The sequence below is a fragment of the Pseudomonas sp. PGPR40 genome (assembly GCF_022014505.1).
Taxonomy (GTDB): Bacteria; Pseudomonadota; Gammaproteobacteria; order Pseudomonadales; family Pseudomonadaceae; genus Aquipseudomonas.
Window position 1 is genome coordinate 1 of sequence record NZ_JAKLSP010000037.1, and the last position, 16,529, is coordinate 16,529.

Sequence of the window (16,529 nt, forward strand, 5' to 3'; positions counted from 1 at the left end):
TGAAAGGTGTGTTTTCCCAGGTCGATGGCGGCAATAGCTACTTTCATGGCAACGGTCTCCGATAGGCCCCCTGCGAAAGCTTAGTGGGCAATCGCAGGGGGACGGGGGTAGCCATTTCATTAGTTGAACGGTGTAGATCAGAGAAAGATTGGTCGGCTATAAGGCCGCCGAGATCAAAAGCCTTCAAAAAATTCAGTGCGCAGTAAGCCGCCGCACACCCGCATTACCAGGCGACAACGCCAACGCCACCTGCGTGCGATTATGCATATGCGTCAACCGCAACACCTGCGACACATAAAGCTTGACCGTGTTCTCGGTAATCCCCAACTCACAGGCAATCTGATAGTTGGTCTGCCCCTTGCCCACCAACCGCGCCACTTCCAACTGCCGCGGTGACAGCTGATTGAAAACCGCCGGCATTTCCACCCGCTCAACCTCACTGAATGCACCATCAGCCGAATCAGACAAAGACGCCGAGGACGGTCCCCGACGAACCTTGTCCAGATCCTGATAAAGCTCATCGATCGATTCACACAGGTACTGCAGCTTCTGACTCAAATGCCCCAACTGCAGGTTTTTCTGCCGCTCCTGCAAGACCACTTCCTGGCGCTGCAAACCTTCGAGCAACTCAGCCAGATCAATTGGTTTCTGATAGTAGTCGGCGAACCCGGCGCGCAAGGCCTTGATCACATCCTGCTTGTCTGCGCGCCCGGTGAGCATGATCGCCTCGAATGCCCGGTGCTTGCCGGATAACCGTTGCAGCGCCTGGATGAGCTCAATGCCATCCATGTCAGGCATCTGCAAATCACAAAGCACCAGGCCGATATCCTCATATTCATTGAAACGCTCGGTCGCCTGTTTGCCAGACCGAGAAGGAACACAGCGATAACCATTGCGCTCGATGAACTCGCAAAGCTCTTCGACAATCAATGGCTCGTCATCGACCACAAGGACTTTTATTGCCGAGATAAGCTTGTTCACGTGTCACTCCATGCCAAGTATGGCTTGACCGTTCCTGTACCCACTACCCATAGGCTGTACAACAACTGTTTTGAAAGTAGACGCACTTTCCAACTATGTACATAGAACGAATGGCGCCCGGCGACTAATGCATCCAGACCAGAGTGAGCAACATGCCCACCAGTACGAACGGTGCAAATGGCTGCTTTTTTGACGTTCCAGGCCCCAGGTAGCGAAGGCGATCCCTAAGCCCCTGCCCCATATACAGCCAGAGTCTTGGCGCCAACAGCAGCCAGAATGCACTGGCCAACCCGGCGCCGATAAAACCGCCGAGCAGGTGCATACCGTCCGTCGCAAGGCCTAGTGTTGCCATCAGTTTCACGTCGCCCGCCCCCAGACGTCTCAAGGCATAACCGGGCAAGGTGAAGGCCAGTGCCAACAAAAAAGCCCACCCGCCCTGCACCGCCTCGGCCCCCAACCATGTGGTACCTGTCCACCACAGATAGATCAGCGCCAACACACCTGCACCAAGGGTCAGGCCATTGGCGATGTGCCGCTCTCGGACATCCTGTGCTGCGCAAAGCGTCAGCCAGACAAGTAGGATAAAGCTCTGCATCCGGTTAAAAAACGTCCGTTTTTGTTGAATGATTCTATGCTGATACTACGTCGTGATGGTCAGGGTAGACGCACTCATGAAAACAGGCCTCCCCCGCAAACAAAAAGGTGCCGTGGCGATTGAGTTCGCTTTGGTGTTCATCATCTTTTTCGCCGTGTTTTATGGGCTGGTCAGTTACAGCCTGCCGCTGTTGCTGATGCAATCGTTCAATCAATCCACGGCCGAAGCGGTGCGCCGCAGTGTGGCGCTGGACCCGAGCACCGCCAATTACGACACCGCCGTCAGAAACATAGCGACCACCGAATTGACCCGGCAGTTGGCCTGGATTCCTGCCGCGCTGAACTTCAATGTGGCCACCGACGCCAGCGCCACCTACACCGGTGGCGTGCTGACGGTCACCATCAACTACCCCACCAGTAAACTGAATCAGGTCCTGCCGTTCCTGGTGCTGCCGGGGATCGGCTCGGTGCCCAATCTGCCGGCGACCCTTACCGCCCGATCGAGCCTGCAATTTTGAGTTCCGGGGATAAGCTCTTCGGGCGCTTGCTCAACCGCCAACCGCCACAACCCTCGAACAGTGCGGACACTGCGAGCGTGCAACGTGTCGGTTTGCAATTGCATCTGAATGACGAGGGCCGAGTGATTCAACAGACCGGCCCACTGCGGCATCTGCTGGCGCAACAAATGCCCGGCGCACAGACACCGCATCTGCTCGATTACCTCATGCCCCATAGCGGCCTGTCGGTCGAAGGCGCGCCTGCCGAGTGGCAAGGGCAGAGTCTGGACCTGGATTTTTTCAGCCTCGGCGAACAACCGCTGCATCTGCGTGGCTGGGTGCAGCCGTTGGGCGAAAACTGGTTGTTGCAGTTGATCGACATCGGCGACTTGTTGCTCGAACGCCGACAAGCGCGCAGCCGTGAACAATGCCAGTTGCTTGCGGCGCAGGTCAGCGAACAGTTGCGCCTGTGCAGCCTGACGCGCCTGCCCGAGGTGTTGGCGGAGCAACTGCAAGGCTTGGCCCAGCGTTTTCAGATTCCGTGCATCGCCATGGCCTTGCTCGACGAACAGGCAGAGGGTTGGCTGATCCACCAGCATTACGCGGCCTTCGATGCACCCCAGTTGTGGGACATCAATCAACGCCTGGGCACAGGCCTCGACAGTTTGAATGGCTCCACCCCCCAGAAACTGGCCCCCAGTGAACATCCGCGCCTGCAAAGCATCTTCGGCAATGCCGAAGGGTTCGCGGTGCCTTACCACAATGCCCAAGGCGTGGTCGCCTGGTTACTCTGTGGTTTCTATTCTGTGCAACAGCGTGCCCCCGACCTGAGCGAGCGCGACTGGTTGCAACTCGCCGCCGCCCTGGCCGGGCCGCTGCTTGAGCGCTTGCGCGAGCATCAGCACCATCTGCAACTGGAGCGGCTGGAGTCTCTGCAAGCCTTGCTCGGCACCGGCTGGTGGGAGATTTTCAGCGACCTGGCCGAGGTGCAATTGGCGCCGTCGCTCGCCAATACGCTAAACCTTGCGAGCGCTCGTTTACCGCTGCACGACTGGCTCGAACAGATCCACCCCGCCGACCGTGAAGAGCTGACGATTCGCCTGCAAACCTTGCAGGACGAAGGCGCGCCGTTGCTGCTGTGCGTGCGCCTGCATCGTCCCGACGCGGCACAAACGCCGATCTGGTATCGACTGCAAGGTCAGGCCTTGGGCATCGGCAGAAACCGGCGGTTGGTAGGCTTCATGCTCGACATCAGTGACATCAAAAATCAGGAGCAGAACGCCGCGGCCGCCCATGCCCGGCTGGACAACCTGATCGCGAGTTCTCCGGCGGTGATCTACGTGCAGCGCTATGTCGAAGGTGCGTTGCAACCGACTTTTTTCAGCGACAGCCTGTTGCCGCTACTCGGTTGGTCACTCGCCGATTGTGCCGCCGGCACGCTGGTGGAATGGGTACATCCCGAGGACCGCGACGGCTATTTCGAGCGCACTCGGCAACTGCTGCGCGAAGGTTCAGTGCGTGCCCGTTATCGGCTGCGCGACAGTCATGGCGATTACCACTGGCTGCTCGACGAAGCCAAATTGCTGCGCGACGATCTCGGGCTGCCGGTGGAAGCTGTGGGGCTGTGGCTGGATGTCACCGAAGCGACCCTGGCCGCCGAGCAAGTAAAACAGAGTGAAGAGCGCTATCGGATCCTGGTGGAAGATTCCCCGGCGATGATCTGCCGCTACCTTCCAGACCTGACGCTGACCTTCGGCAACCGTCCACTGGCAACCTACCTGGAAAGTCAGCCCGAACAATTACCGGGGGTGAACCTGGGCAACTGGATGTCACCGGAGCAGCGCGAAGCATTCCTCCAGCGGCTCAGTCACCTGAGCCCGGAGTTCCCGGTCAGCACCGCGGAAATCAACCTGCAACTGCCGGGTCGGGAACACGCCTGGTGGGTCTGGTCAGATCGCGGGGTGTTCGACGCGCAGGGGCGCTTGCTGGAGATTCAAGCCGTGGGCCGTGACAACACCGAGGTCCGGCGCGCCCAGCAGCAGCTCACCCAAAGCGCGAAAATGGCCACCCTCGGCGAAATGGCCACCGGGCTGGCCCATGAAATCAACCAACCGCTGAACGTGATGCGCATGGCCATCGTCAATGTGCTCAAGCGCCTGAGCAATGGCGAGGCGCAAATCGATTACCTGACAGACAAGCTCAACCGCATCGACGCGCAAGTCCAGCGTGCCGCGCGAGTGGTGGATCACATGCGGGTATTCGGTCGGCGTTCGGAGATCGAGCAGCACCCGTTCAATCCGACTCAAGCCATTGAAGGCACGCTGTCGCTGCTGTCCGAAGGCATGCGCGGCAAAGGGGTCGAGCTGCGGGTCAGCGAGACCGGTTTTGAGGTGCAGGTGCGCGGTTACGTCGATCAACTGGAACAAGTGCTGATCAATCTGATGGTCAATGCACGGGATGCGCTGCTGAGCAAACGCGAGGCCGACCGGGCGTTCAAACCGTGGATTTCGGTGTACGCCGAACGTGATGAATACTCGGTGCGACTGTGGGTCGAGGACAACGGCGGCGGTATCGATCCACGGCTGCTGGAACGGATTTTCGAACCGTTCTTCACCACCAAACCGGTGGGCGTCGGCACCGGCCTCGGGTTGTCGGTGAGTTACGGCATCGTCGCAAACATGGGCGGTCAGTTGAGTGTCAGAAACTCGACCGAGGGCGCGCGGTTTTGTATCGAGTTGCCGATTGTCGCGGGCGATCAGATCACCAGCGTCGCGCGTCCCGAGTGACAGCTGAGGTTGGCGCCGACGTCGACCTTGTTCAAGTCGATCCCGAGGCTTAACAGCAAGGTGTTGATCAAGCTGTCGAGCAATGGGCTGAGCACGCTGTTGATCGCGCTGATCAGCAAGGTGGTGACGCTGCTCAGGATCGTCCCCAGACCGCTGACGAGACTGCCCGACGGGCCATACATGTCCACATGAATGTTAAGCGGGGTGTTGAGCAGGCTGCTGACAATACTGCTGGTGGTGAACGAGTAGTAGAACGGTGGCTGGTTGATGTCCGGCAGGCTGGTGGCGGGTGGGGCGGAGTAGACGTGGGACATGTTGGCGTTCGCCGCCACGCTGGTGTCGGCAACGATATCGATGCCACCACCGACGCCGGGCACACGCGGATCGCAGGTAATGGGCAAAAACAGAAGCCGGCGACAGATTTTGATCCCGATATCGATCACCTTCAACGGCTGCACCGTGACCGTCGGCGGCGTGGTGTTGCTGCCGAACATGCTGGCCGAATCGATCCGGCCGATTTTCAGGTTCACCAGCGATGTGCTGGTGTTGGTGGTCAGGGTTTTATTGGTGTTGCTGACGCAGCTGTAGGCCGTGACGTAACTGCTGGCGCTGGCGACGTCCAGCGCCACGTCGAGCCGTATTGGCCCCGGCAACAATTTGATGTCAGGAGTCTGGCAAACCGCCCCGAGGGCACAGGTCAATGAATCGAGCACCGCCACCAGGTTGAGATTGAGCAATGCGTTGAGGGTGTTGGTCAGCGGCCCTGCGAGATCGGTCACCGCATTGACCAGCGCCACAATGGCGTCGAGTGCCGGCAAGTCGATCGACAGCAAGGTGCGCACCTGCGCGGTCCTCACGTAGATCCGATTGGGTCCCAGCGGATCCAGCGCAGCGTTCTTCGGATTGCCGATCGCGGAGAGTTGCGGCGGTTCCAGTACCTGCACCCGAGCGGTGATTTGTGCCAGCCCCGCCAGATTGATCGGCACTGTCGCCACCAGACCGTTTTTCTTGTTGGCCAGTTGCACGATGCCTTCGATCAGGTTGAACACGCTCACGTTAGTCGCCAACGCCGACAGGTTGCTGCCGTTCTCGACGTGCAACACGTTGCCCAGCACTACGGTCGTCGAGCCCGCGGCAACTTTGAGTGCTTGCAGCCCGACGATGGTCGCCGTCGCGCCGAGTGCGCCGCCGGGGTCCAGCACATTGACGGCGGTCTGGATCAGCTGACTGACGGCCACCGAAGTGTCCAATACCTGGTCATACCCGGCGGCGTTGAGGCCGAGGTCTACCTTCAGTCGATCGAGGTAACCGAGCAGGCTGATATTGGTGTTCATCAACCCCTGCCAGCCCGCCACGGAGAGATTCAGATTGCCGCCCAGCAACCCGCCGAACAGTGCATTGAGGGTGGTCGACTTGCTGGTATCGATCGTCAACACCGTACTGCGGATGGTCAACGAGGCCAGCGGTGGCGGCAACGTCGCGACGGCGGTCGCGGTCAGGTTGAGGGTCGCCCCGGCTGGAGCGCCGCCGAACAGGGCGCCAATGCCACCGGCGAAACTCTGCGGGATCGAATGGCTGGCGATCACCCGAATGGCTTCGCTGCTGCTCGGATTTGCGGTAAAAACCCGAAGATTGTTGGCGTCCAGGGTCAAGGTGCCACAGGCCACGGTCAGGCTGCGCGAGGGATCAGGAAGGGTAAAATTGTTGCGGTTTGCGCTGGCGGTGGCATAGGCGGTAGCGGTGGCACCCACGGCGCAATCACCGTTGCGCGTGGCCGCTTCCAGCGCGGCCATATCCGCCACTCGTTGCAAGCTGCGTTTTTCCAGATACAGGCGGCCGCTGTCGACCACGATCAGCAGGAACACCAAGGCCATGCCCAAGGTCACCACGGCCATCAAACCGATCGCTCCCCGTTGCCGGACCGGGCTATGAAACTGCAAGCAGGGAGACATGGCGCACTCCTTTGCCGGCGCACTACCGAGGGTTACCTCCATTGGTGAGAAGCAGTGTAGACAAGGGCTCGCCAGATTGCTGGCAACATGCCATCCAAGACAACAAAAACCCAATGTGGGAATGGACTTATTTTGGGCTTGTGTGACGACGAAGATCCTGTAGGAGCGAGGCTTGCCCGCGAAGAAAATACCGCGGTTTTTCAGGCATTACGCGTTATCGTTCTTCGCGGGCAAGTCGGATCGCCGCATCGCTCGCTCCTACAGGGGGCAGTGGTGTTGGATCGCTCAGCGTTTAGCGCGGTGGATAGTTAGCCAATATCCGCCCGACCGTCTCGTGGATTTTGTTGCTACGATCCTGCGGGTTTGGTGTGCGACTGAGCGTCTGCTCGTCACTGCCGCGCCACACCAGTTTGCCGTCCTTGCCATCGAGCAGGTCGACCTGGATGGTCGCCACCTTGTAGCTGATGTTGCGGGTTTCGGTGTACATCGGCCCGCCCCAGTAGCCGTACCATGGGCCACCATAACCGCCGCCATAGTTAGTGCTCACCTGTTGCTGGCGATCTTCGACGATCAGGTAGGCCTGCACTTTCAGATCCGAGCTGGCACCGGCAGCGGCCGGACGCAAACCACGCTGATCCAGCTGATCGGCAACGGATTGGCGGATACGTTGTTCGGTCAGATCACTCTTGATCCGTGGGTCATCGGGACGGTATTGCACCGCGGGCTCCTTCCAGCTCCAGCTACGGTAGGCGGCAAAGTCGCGGCTGGCATCGAAGTCATGATTGACCTGGTTGGCGGCGCAAGCAGTGAGCAGCGCGGTCATGGTCAGTAAAACGAGACGGCGGGACATGATTTTTCTCCGATAGAAGACATGCACCTGCGGGAGGCTTCCGGTAAAAGAAGCTAACTGGGAGGATACGCCGACATGGCCTTTTCGACAGCTTCGCGAATGGCATCGGCACGCTCGCTCTGGTTGCCCTGATTGCTGGTTTCGGCACTGGCACTCCATACCGGCTGGCCAGTGCTGGCGTCGAACAGATCGACCTGCACCACCACGACTTGTACCTGATAAGTACGGATGACCGGCACGGTGTTGTACATCCCGTAACCACTGCCGTAGCGGTTGTAACCGCCATAACCACCGCCGTAGTAACTGCCACCGTAACCATAGTCGTCCTGAACCTGACGCAAGCGGGTTTCCAGGCGCAAATCGGCACTGACCCACAGGTCCGCCGGGCGGTTGTCGTGCAGCGGGCGCAAGCCGCGTTGATCGAGGGCATTGCTGACCGCTTCGGCCACCTGCGCCGAATCGGCCCAGGCAGTGCCCGGTGGCAGACGCCCGTTGAGCCAGGCCCAGCTGCGATAGCGCCCGTAATCCCGTGGCGGCGCCGGGTAGGCGCTGCGGTCGAAGGTGGTGGCGGCCTGGGGCGGTGCCGGTGGCAGGGGATTGGACGTCGCGATATAAGGGTTGCTGCCCTGACAGGCTGCCAACCCGAGACAGATCACCAGTAACCCTGAACGACTTTTCATTGCGCGCTCCGGTCAGATCGGCCGACAGATCCAGTGCAAATAGCGCCCAAGCCCGGCGAAGCTTGGGTGACGGCGGTGAGCCAGTTCCATTTCCAGCAAGTCCGGCAGTTCGACGCGGGCCTGGAACTCCACCGGCATGTAGTCGTAAAAAACCCGCACCCCACTCTGGGTTTCGACCTGCCACATGCTCTCAAGTTGCGCCGCCAGTTCCCGTGGATCCAGCGGCTGCTGCGGGGTCAGGCTCTGCTTCTCGCCGGCCATGTCGTTCTTGCGCATCTTGCGGAAATGACCCTTGAGCAGGTTGCGGTAGATCAACGCATCGCGGTTGTAGAACGCCAGGGACAACCAGCCATCCGGCTTCGTCAACTGATGCAGCACCGGCAAAATCGCATGGGGTTCAGCCAGCCATTCCAGCACGGCGTGGCACAACACCAGGTCGTAAGGTTCGGTGAGCTGACCGAGCAGGTCCTGCCACGGCGCCTGAATGAACGTCGCCGTCTGCCCCGCTTCGGCGAAGCGCTGACGGGCGCCTTCGAGCATCGGCTCGGCGGGCTCGGCGAGGGTCACCTGATGACCTCGCTCGGCCAGCCACAACGACATGTGGCCCAGGCCGGCGCCAATGTCCAGTACGCGCAACGGGCGGTCCGGCAGGGTTTCGGCCAGATCGGCTTGCAGCACCGCGAGCCGGATCGCACCTTTGGCGCCACCGTAGATTTTTTCGGCGAAGCGAGTCGCCAGTTGATCGAAATGACGGTCGCTCATCAGCTGAACCGCCGTTCGCTGTCTGCGAGTTTGCTGCGCACCACTTCATTCATGTCCAACCCCAACTCGCTGCATAGCAGTAGTAGATACAGCACGATGTCGCCGATTTCCTGCCCGGCATGGGCGAGCTTGTCCGCCGGTAACTGGCGCGACTGGTCTTCGCTCAGCCACTGGAAAATTTCCACCAGCTCGGACATTTCCACACTCGCGGCCATGGCCAGGTTTTTCGGGCTGTGAAATTGCCGCCAGTCATTGCGGTCACGAATGGCGTGCAGGCGTTCGGTCAGTTCAACAAGGTTCATCGGGCTCTCCTGAAGGCGTATAGCTTCAGGGGGATGGCGGGTGAAGGCAAGTGGCAGCGTTGTGCCTGCGCACTTGCGTCATACTCGAAAAAATCGCAGCCTTCCCACGGGAACTCGCCAGCACGATCAATAGCCCAAGGCTTCTGATCCGGCAACCACGCCACTACTCCATCAGGACGTACACATGCAGGTAGAAAGCTTTTTCGAATGGCTCGGCCAGGTAATCGGTTCGGCCATCCGGTTCATCATCGATGCCCTCAGTGGCCTGTTCAACCTGTTGAGCAACGCCGGCAGCAATTTTGTCGAAGGGTTGGCCCAGGCACTGGGCATGGACACTTCGATCGTCAGCATCATCACGTTGATCATCGGGCTGATGCTGCTGTGGGCAGCGATCCGCGCCTTCATGAACGCGTCGATCATCATGGGGATTATCTGGTTGCTGCTGGGGTTGTGGTTGCTGAGCTGGATCGTTCACTAACCCCAATCCCTCCCGCCCTGATCGTTCCCACGCTCTGCGTGGGAATGCAGCCCGGGGCGCTCCGCGTCCCTGACGGCGTGACGCAGAGCGTCACAGGAGTCATTCCCACGCAGAGCATGGGAACGATCATGCAAAACAAACTGCCGCTACAATGCAGGCGCCCCCAAGGAGCCTGCATGTCCAACCTGATTGCCGACTGGCGCGACCGTCCGACCCATCGTCGAGTCTGGGCGCTCGCCGCCCCGATGATTCTCTCGAACATTTCCGTACCGCTGGTAGCGCTGGTCGACAGTACCGTCGTCGGCCACCTGCCCCATGCTCATCAACTCGGCGCTGTCGCAGTGGGCGCCAGTCTGTATACCTTTCTCGCCTGGGCCATGGGTTTTCTGCGCATGGGTTCCACCGGATTCGCCGCCCAGGCTGCCGGGCGCGAGGATGGCGCAGCGTTGCGGCAGATTTTGCTCCAGGGTCTGTTGTTGGCCATGGGCCTGGCCATTCTGTTGGGTGCATTGGGCGTGCCGTTGAGCGGGGTCGCGTTGCACTTCATGCAACCGTCGGCGGAGCTGGATCAGCTCACCCGCGAGTTCTTCCACACGCGGCTGTTCGGGTTGCCGGCGGCGCTGGCCAGCTACGCACTGGTGGGCTGGTTCCTCGGCACTCAGAACGCTCGGGCGCCGCTGGCGATTCTGCTGAGCACCAACTTGATCAACATCGCGCTGAACCTCTGGTTCGTGCTCGGTCTGGAGTGGGGCGTGGTCGGCGCGGCGCGGGCCTCGGTGATCGCCGAGTGGACCGGCGCACTGGTCGGCCTGTTCATGACCCGCAAGGCTCTGCGCGCTTATCCCGGCCATATCGCCTGGGCCGCGCTGGCGTTGTGGCAGAGCTGGCGCCCATTGCTGGCGGTCAATCGCGACATTTTCATCCGCAGCCTGGCGTTGCAGTCGGTGTTTTTCCTGATCACCGTGCAGGGCGCACGGCTGGGTGATGCCACGGTCGCCGCCAACGCATTGCTGCTTAACGGTCTGCTGCTGACCGCCCACGCTCTGGACGGTCTGGCTCACGCCGTAGAAGCCCTGTGCGGACACGCCATCGGTGCTCGCGACCGAGAGGCCCTGCGCCGCTCATTGGTGGTGGCGTGCGGTTGGTCATTGCTGGCGAGTGTGGGATTTGCCTTGCTGTTTCTGTTCGCCGGGCACCTGTTCATCGAGATGCAGACCGACATCCAGAGCGTGCGCGACACCGCCTTCCTTTACCTGCCTTACCTCGCGGTGCTGCCGCTGATTGCCGTCTGGAGTTACCTGCTCGATGGTCTGTTCATCGGCGCCACCCGCGCCCGGGAAATGCGCAACGGCATGCTGCTGACGGTGATCCTGCTGCTGCCCTTCGCCTGGGGGCTGCAAGGCTTGGGCAACCATGGACTGTGGATAACCTTCCTGTTGTTCATGTTGCTGCGCAGTCTGATCCTTGGCGCGTTCGCCTGGTACTTGCGCAAGCACGACAGTTGGCTCAACGGATGACGAGGGTCAGCTTCAGGGCTGATCGTCCTGCCATAGATTACGCAGGCTATCGAGACGCTCCTGCTGGGTGGCTCCCGACAACGGCTGCCCAGGCACTGCGTTGGGGTGTTGCAAGCGCAACCATAACCAGCCATCGAGCACCGGACGTTCGCTGAAACCCAGCGCCAGCCCTTCCTGCAGGTAAGCCCACAATGTGTAGTAGTCGGTGCCGGTGGATTGGCTCCAGCGCCAGGCGTGTTGTTCCAGCAGGCAGGTTTGCAAGGAATCTCGTTGACGCGGGGTAAGGTTTTCTTCGATGGCCAACGGCCGGACGGCAAGCCGCGGATTCAACAACTGCTGCCAGCCCTGACAGCCAATGGCCCGGTCGGCCCAGGTGCCGCCGAACCAGCGCAACTGATCGATCGGACCAAGCCAGCGACTCAGCTCCTGAGCATCGCAGGCATCGAAAAAATAACTTGCCGTGTGTGGATTGTAGTAACTCAACAAAGCCCGGTGGTGCAGATCCAAAGTGACCGCAAGCATGCGTCGCAAATGCTCCAGTAGCTGCGATGGCGATGCTTCACTGACCAGCAGTAACCCGCTCCAGGCATGGGGTGCACTTTGGCACTGTTCGGCCAGTGCCGGGCATTCGCGAAGGTCGGCCAGCACCGGTCCGAGTTCACGCAACGGGTGAAACTCAGTGCCTTCGAACAGGCGGAACCATCGGGCATGAGCAAACTGTTGCCGTAAACTCGCACCGGCCTGAGGCATGCCTGGCACATCGAGCAACAGCCATTGCGGGGCCGAGTCGGTCGCCTGAACGGCGATCATGCCGCACCGCTCTGGCCAAGCTGCATCGCCGCCCGGCAGGTGCAAAAGGACTGCGCGCAATGACTGAAACTGCCGCCACCGGGCAGCAGGCACAGGAGCACCAAGGGTTCGCAGGCTTGCAGCAAGCCCTGCAAGCCCTCGATCGCCGGGCTGACATCGGTCGTCAAGGAGGGTTGCAGGTCGGGCATGACTGGCTCTGCGCTCGACGCTGCGCCGGGAAGAAATCCGCTGATCAAGGGTTGATCCGGATCGCCTTCGATAAAGCTCACCAGCACCTGCGCCCCTTCACTCAACGGCAGGATCCCAGCGCCCTCCAGCTCGGGAGCCAACGGCAACCAGCAGTGGCTGGGCGCTGCGCCCTCACCCTGATAAAGCCAGTCAAACTGCACCGCTACCGGTCTGGACAGATCCGGTTGAGACTCATCGACCTCGACCACCCACGCCCGCTGCAGGCTGTGCATCCTGGGCTTCACGACCGAATCAACCGCCACGAAAGGCATTTCCTGCACAACGGCGCGCAGTTGGTTGCTATAAGGAAGCCCCGGTTCCTGCCCTCCCTGATGCTCGACATGGGTCAGTAGCCAGAGACGATTCCAGTCCACACTCGGATGGCCGGACAGCGGCATCAGTTGACCACTGCGCAACGTCGCCAGAGTCGTCTGGCCTTCGGCGATCTGTCCGCAACCGTGAAGCTTGAACTGATGCACGCCTGGCCGCTCGCCCTCCCCCTCGAAGTGACCTTCTTCGCCACGACGAAACTGGCCATCACCGAATACCAGACAGTGTCCGCGTGCGCAGTGTTCGAAGGAGTAATGAAGCCGCTCCTGGGCGCACATACGCTGGAGAAATTGCAGGTCCGATTCCCGGTACTGCGTGCAGAAATCACGGGGCGGGTAATCGCCACTCAGGTCGAAGCGCCGATCCTGGCCAGCAATACCGTGCTCCTTGAGCACCTGAGCGAGAATCTCCGGCACCGAACGATGGCTGAAGATTCGTTGATTGAAGCGCTGGGCCAGACACGCCAGCCTGGGCCCCAGACGGACACGACAGAGCCTGGGCTCACCGCCATGGCCGAGCTGAACGAGGCCAAGCAACTGCCCGTGAATACCCTGCCCCTCAGGCCCGAAGTGCAAAAAGGCCGAGCGGTACAGCAGGCTTGCGAGGTCCAGCGTCGGGTCACTGTTCAGCAGATCCACGTCGAACACAAAAGGCTCGCTGATGGCTTCGCTACCGGTAAAGGCCAAGACCTCAAAGGGGTCGGGAAGACCCGCTATATCCAGACGAAATGATGGCTCGTTGGCTGGATCGAACATCGGCGATTCTCTACAGGAGGGGCGGCCGGGGATTCTCGCTGAGAGACATGGCCGAGTAGAGTGCTGAAGTACAACTTAGGAAATGACCTACGCGAAAAGAAGACCACATCGCTGGATAGACCGGACTGTGGGTCATTTCGCTTGAAAAGAGAGAAGTGTCGCACCAGGTCATCTGAAATTTCCCCAACGTATGGAGAATTTTCAGACAACCCGATGAGAATGGAACCTTACCTCAAGAAGACAGGTAAGACGAACGGGTCAGGCCCAGACGCAAGGCATCGAGGAACTGGGTGCGCTCGGCGGCGCTGATGCGGGCGCTGGCGCACTTGTCGCGGTAGTGGGTCATCAGCTCTTCCGGCGACAAGTGTACGTAACGCAACATGTCTTCGATGGTGTCGTGGGTTTCGATACCGGCGTGGTACACGCTGCCGTCGGCGTTCTGGTAGATGTTCACCGAGTCGGTGTCACCGAACAGGTTGTGCATGTCGCCGAGAATTTCCTGGTAGGCACCGACGAGGAAAATCCCCAGCAGATAGTCTTCACCTTCGTTCAAACCGTGTACCGGCAGGCTGGTTTCGATGCTCTGCTCATCGACGTACTGCTTGATCTTGCCGTCGGAGTCGCAGGTCAGGTCTTGCAGCACCGCACGGCGCAGCGGCTCTTCGTCGAGACGGTGCAGCGGCAGGATCGGCAGGACCTGGCCGATGGCCCAGGTGTCCGGCAGGCTCTGGAATACCGAGAAGTTGCAGATGTACTTGTCGGCCAGCTTGTCATTGAGTTCGTCGAGCACCTGACGGTGGGAACGCTGACGGGCCTTCAACGAGTTATGCAGGCGGCGGCAGACCGCGAAGTAGCATTGCTCGGCCAGGGCTTTTTGCGCCAGGGTCAGCTTGCCATCGGCGTATTGAGTGGCCACATCGCTCATGTAGTGCGTGGCGCGCCAGTAGGTCTCGGTGACCATTTCGATGTCGGTCGGGCCTAGCAGGTCAACCAGCCACTGCACGGTTTCCGGCAGCTCTTCCTTGTCATCGATCTTCGGCACGTCGTCGTTGTGTTTCTCGACGTCGGTCACCTGCACCACCAGCATGGCGTGGTGAGCGGTCAGGGAGCGGCCACTTTCAGAGAAGATGTTCGGGTGCGGCAGGCTCTGCGCGTCGCAGAATTCCTTGAGCATCCCGACCACGACACCGGCGTAATCGTCCATGTCGTAGTTGATCGAACTGGCGTTACGCGAGTGAGTGCCATCGTAGTCCACGCCCAGACCACCGCCGACGTCGATGTGATCCACCGGCAGACCAAGGTTGCGCAGCTCGCCGTAGTAACGAATCGCTTCCTTGAAGCCGTGCTGGTAGTCCGCGAGGTTGGCGATCTGCGAACCCATGTGGAAGTGCAACAGGCGAATGCCCTGATCCAGGCCAGCCGCGCGGAAACGCTCGACTACCGACAGCAGTTGCGCCGCCGACAGGCCGAACTTGGATTTCTCGCCACCGGTGTCCGCCCACTTGCTTGACGCCAGGGACGACAGACGCACGCGCAGGCCGACCTGCGGCTTGACCTTGAGTGACGCCGCTTCTTCGATCACCAGGCCGACTTCGGATTCTTTCTCGATCACGATGAATACGTTGTGGCCCAGTTTCTGGCCCATCAGCGCCAGACGGATGAACTCGCGGTCCTTGTAACCATTGCAAACGATGGTGCCGCCCTTCGGCGCCAGCGCCAGCACCGCCAGCAGTTCCGGCTTGGAGCCGGCTTCCAGACCGATCGATACGTTTTGGGTGGCAATGATGTTTTCGATCACCGCTTCCTGCTGGTTAACTTTGATCGGGTACAGCGCGGTGTACTTGCTCTGGTATTCCAGACGCTCGATGTTGGCGTCGAACGCGCCAGTCAGCTGACGTACGCGGTCTTGCAGAATGTCAGGAAAACGCACCAGCAACGGCAAGGACAAACCGCTTTTGCGCAGTTGGTCGACTTGCTCGAAGAGGTCGATAGGCGAACTGGTCGGGCCGTTCGGACGAACTTCGACGCGACCGGCGTCATTGATCGCGAAATACCCGGCCCCCCAATGGCGAATCCCGTAAACACTGCGGCTGTCCGCAACTGTCCATTGGCTGCCATCGTCTTTGCGTGTGCGTCGTACGGACATCGAAGTCCCCTATAAAGAAGTCATAGAGCGTCGCCTGGGTTCAGGCCGGCGCAGTCTAAAGAATGAAAATGACGATTCGTCAACGAGGGGGTAGACCTCGCTGACCGCAGTGAGTTTAGAAACCGGTCATGAACAGGCTCTGTGAAAACCATGGAGACGACGCCAGACCAGAAGGAATCGGGACTGGATCAAGCCGCGGGTGGTTTTCACAGAGGCTGCTAGCCGCCGGATTTCTTCGCCTTGAAACCGTGTTTGATCAGCTCGGCCAAGAGTAGCTCGACATGATCGCCCTGGATTTCGATGATTCCGTCCTTCAACGCCCCACCGGTCCCGCAACGTTTTTTCAACGTGGTGGCCAGTTCCTTGAGCGCGTCTTCGGCCAACGGCACGCCGGTGATGGTGGTCACCGTTTTGCCGCCACGGCCCTTGCTTTCGCGACGCACGCGAGCGATGCCATCGCCAGCCGGGATAACGGTTTGTTTGCAGATGCAGGCATCCACCGGTTGACTGCAATCCGGGCAATGACGACCTGCGTCGGTGGAAAATACCAAGCCACCAAGGGCGGCGAAGGATGCGGCTTTTTTGGCCACCGGCAATCCTCTTGGGAGGACAAAGACTGGTCGTGGCAGGGGCCATCGACCGCGAAGCCCCACTCAGGCAGGGGCAGCGCTACTGAAACGGTACAACCCTGTAGGAGCTGGCTTGCCAGCGATGGACTTCAACGATAACGCGTGCATTCAGAATGTACGCGTCGTCCTTGCGCTCTTCGCGAGCAAGCTCGCTCCTACAGGAGAAGCATTACCGGTTCAGTTTGAAAAAGGTCGCGCAGTGTAACGGCAAAAAGGCCAATTGCTAAGAGCC

General features: G+C 60.2%; 15 protein-coding genes. 4 read left to right on the top strand and 11 right to left on the bottom strand.

The features are described from left to right. Nucleotides 1–192 precede the first annotated feature (192 nt). Complete coding sequence (locus MEB48_RS25705) at nt 193–981, bottom strand: response regulator transcription factor (protein WP_237886603.1); 789 nt, start codon at nt 979–981, stop codon at nt 193–195. A gap of 124 nt (nt 982–1,105) precedes the next feature. After that, a complete protein-coding gene (locus MEB48_RS25710; RefSeq protein ID WP_237886604.1) occupies nt 1,106–1,576 on the bottom strand; it encodes a prepilin peptidase in 471 nt (156 codons plus the stop codon). A gap of 76 nt (nt 1,577–1,652) precedes the next feature. On the opposite strand from MEB48_RS25710, the gene MEB48_RS25715 reads away from it, so the two are divergent. Continuing rightward, the gene (locus MEB48_RS25715) at nt 1,653–2,093 is read left to right on the top strand and encodes a TadE/TadG family type IV pilus assembly protein (protein ID WP_237886605.1); all 441 of its coding nucleotides are present in this window, start codon (nt 1,653–1,655) and stop codon (nt 2,091–2,093) included. Beyond that, nucleotides 2,090–4,858 carry an ATP-binding protein gene (locus MEB48_RS25720; RefSeq protein WP_237886606.1) on the top strand — a complete coding sequence of 923 codons (2,769 nt, stop codon included), beginning with the start codon at nt 2,090–2,092 and terminating at the stop codon, nt 4,856–4,858. The genes MEB48_RS25715 and MEB48_RS25720 overlap by 4 nt, the downstream gene beginning before the upstream one ends. On the opposite strand, the gene MEB48_RS25725 is transcribed toward MEB48_RS25720, so the two are convergent. The 5 genes from MEB48_RS25725 to MEB48_RS25745 all read right to left on the bottom strand — a co-directional run bounded on the left by MEB48_RS25725 (nt 4,828) and on the right by MEB48_RS25745 (nt 9,404). Further along, nucleotides 4,828–6,810, bottom strand: a complete 1,983-nt coding sequence (locus MEB48_RS25725; protein ID WP_237886607.1) for a pilus assembly protein TadG-related protein — start codon at nt 6,808–6,810, stop codon at nt 4,828–4,830. The two genes, MEB48_RS25720 and MEB48_RS25725, sit on opposite strands and share 31 nt — an antisense overlap. Nucleotides 6,811–7,102: 292 nt before the next feature. Beyond that, the gene (locus tag MEB48_RS25730; RefSeq protein WP_237886608.1) at nt 7,103–7,660 is read right to left on the bottom strand and encodes a DUF4136 domain-containing protein; all 558 of its coding nucleotides are present in this window, start codon (nt 7,658–7,660) and stop codon (nt 7,103–7,105) included. 53 nt (nt 7,661–7,713) lie between these two features. Then, complete coding sequence (locus tag MEB48_RS25735) at nt 7,714–8,340, bottom strand: DUF4136 domain-containing protein (protein WP_237886609.1); 627 nt, start codon at nt 8,338–8,340, stop codon at nt 7,714–7,716. A 12-nt stretch (nt 8,341–8,352) separates the two neighbouring features. Further along, nucleotides 8,353–9,102, bottom strand: coding sequence for a methyltransferase domain-containing protein (locus tag MEB48_RS25740; protein WP_030128232.1), 750 nt, complete (start codon nt 9,100–9,102; stop codon nt 8,353–8,355). Further along, the gene (locus MEB48_RS25745; RefSeq protein WP_095052972.1) at nt 9,102–9,404 is read right to left on the bottom strand and encodes a MazG-like family protein; all 303 of its coding nucleotides are present in this window, start codon (nt 9,402–9,404) and stop codon (nt 9,102–9,104) included. Before MEB48_RS25745 ends, MEB48_RS25740 begins: the two co-directional genes overlap by 1 nt. 184 nt (nt 9,405–9,588) lie before the next feature. On the opposite strand from MEB48_RS25745, the gene MEB48_RS25750 reads away from it, so the two are divergent. Both MEB48_RS25750 and MEB48_RS25755 read left to right on the top strand, forming a co-directional pair. After that, nucleotides 9,589–9,882: a hypothetical protein gene (locus MEB48_RS25750; protein WP_237886610.1), complete on the top strand. Its 294-nt coding sequence runs from the start codon at nt 9,589–9,591 to the stop codon at nt 9,880–9,882. A 176-nt stretch (nt 9,883–10,058) separates the two neighbouring features. Then, complete coding sequence (locus MEB48_RS25755) at nt 10,059–11,399, top strand: MATE family efflux transporter (protein WP_237886611.1); 1,341 nt, start codon at nt 10,059–10,061, stop codon at nt 11,397–11,399. A 12-nt stretch (nt 11,400–11,411) separates the two neighbouring features. On the opposite strand, the gene MEB48_RS25760 is transcribed toward MEB48_RS25755, so the two are convergent. From MEB48_RS25760 to MEB48_RS25775, 4 genes are all read right to left on the bottom strand, one after another. Further along, nucleotides 11,412–12,209: a DUF4123 domain-containing protein gene (locus MEB48_RS25760; RefSeq protein WP_237886612.1), complete on the bottom strand. Its 798-nt coding sequence runs from the start codon at nt 12,207–12,209 to the stop codon at nt 11,412–11,414. After that, nucleotides 12,206–13,522 carry a contractile injection system protein, VgrG/Pvc8 family gene (locus MEB48_RS25765; RefSeq protein ID WP_237886613.1) on the bottom strand — a complete coding sequence of 439 codons (1,317 nt, stop codon included), beginning with the start codon at nt 13,520–13,522 and terminating at the stop codon, nt 12,206–12,208. Before MEB48_RS25765 ends, MEB48_RS25760 begins: the two co-directional genes overlap by 4 nt. Before the next feature lie 232 nt (nt 13,523–13,754). Continuing rightward, entirely contained in the window at nt 13,755–15,668 is a 1,914-nt protein-coding gene (speA, locus tag MEB48_RS25770) for an arginine decarboxylase (RefSeq protein ID WP_237886614.1), read from the bottom strand. Between the two features lie 218 nt (nt 15,669–15,886). After that, nucleotides 15,887–16,258, bottom strand: coding sequence for a translation initiation factor Sui1 (locus MEB48_RS25775; protein WP_095052966.1), 372 nt, complete (start codon nt 16,256–16,258; stop codon nt 15,887–15,889). Between the last annotated feature and the right edge of the window lie 271 nt (nt 16,259–16,529).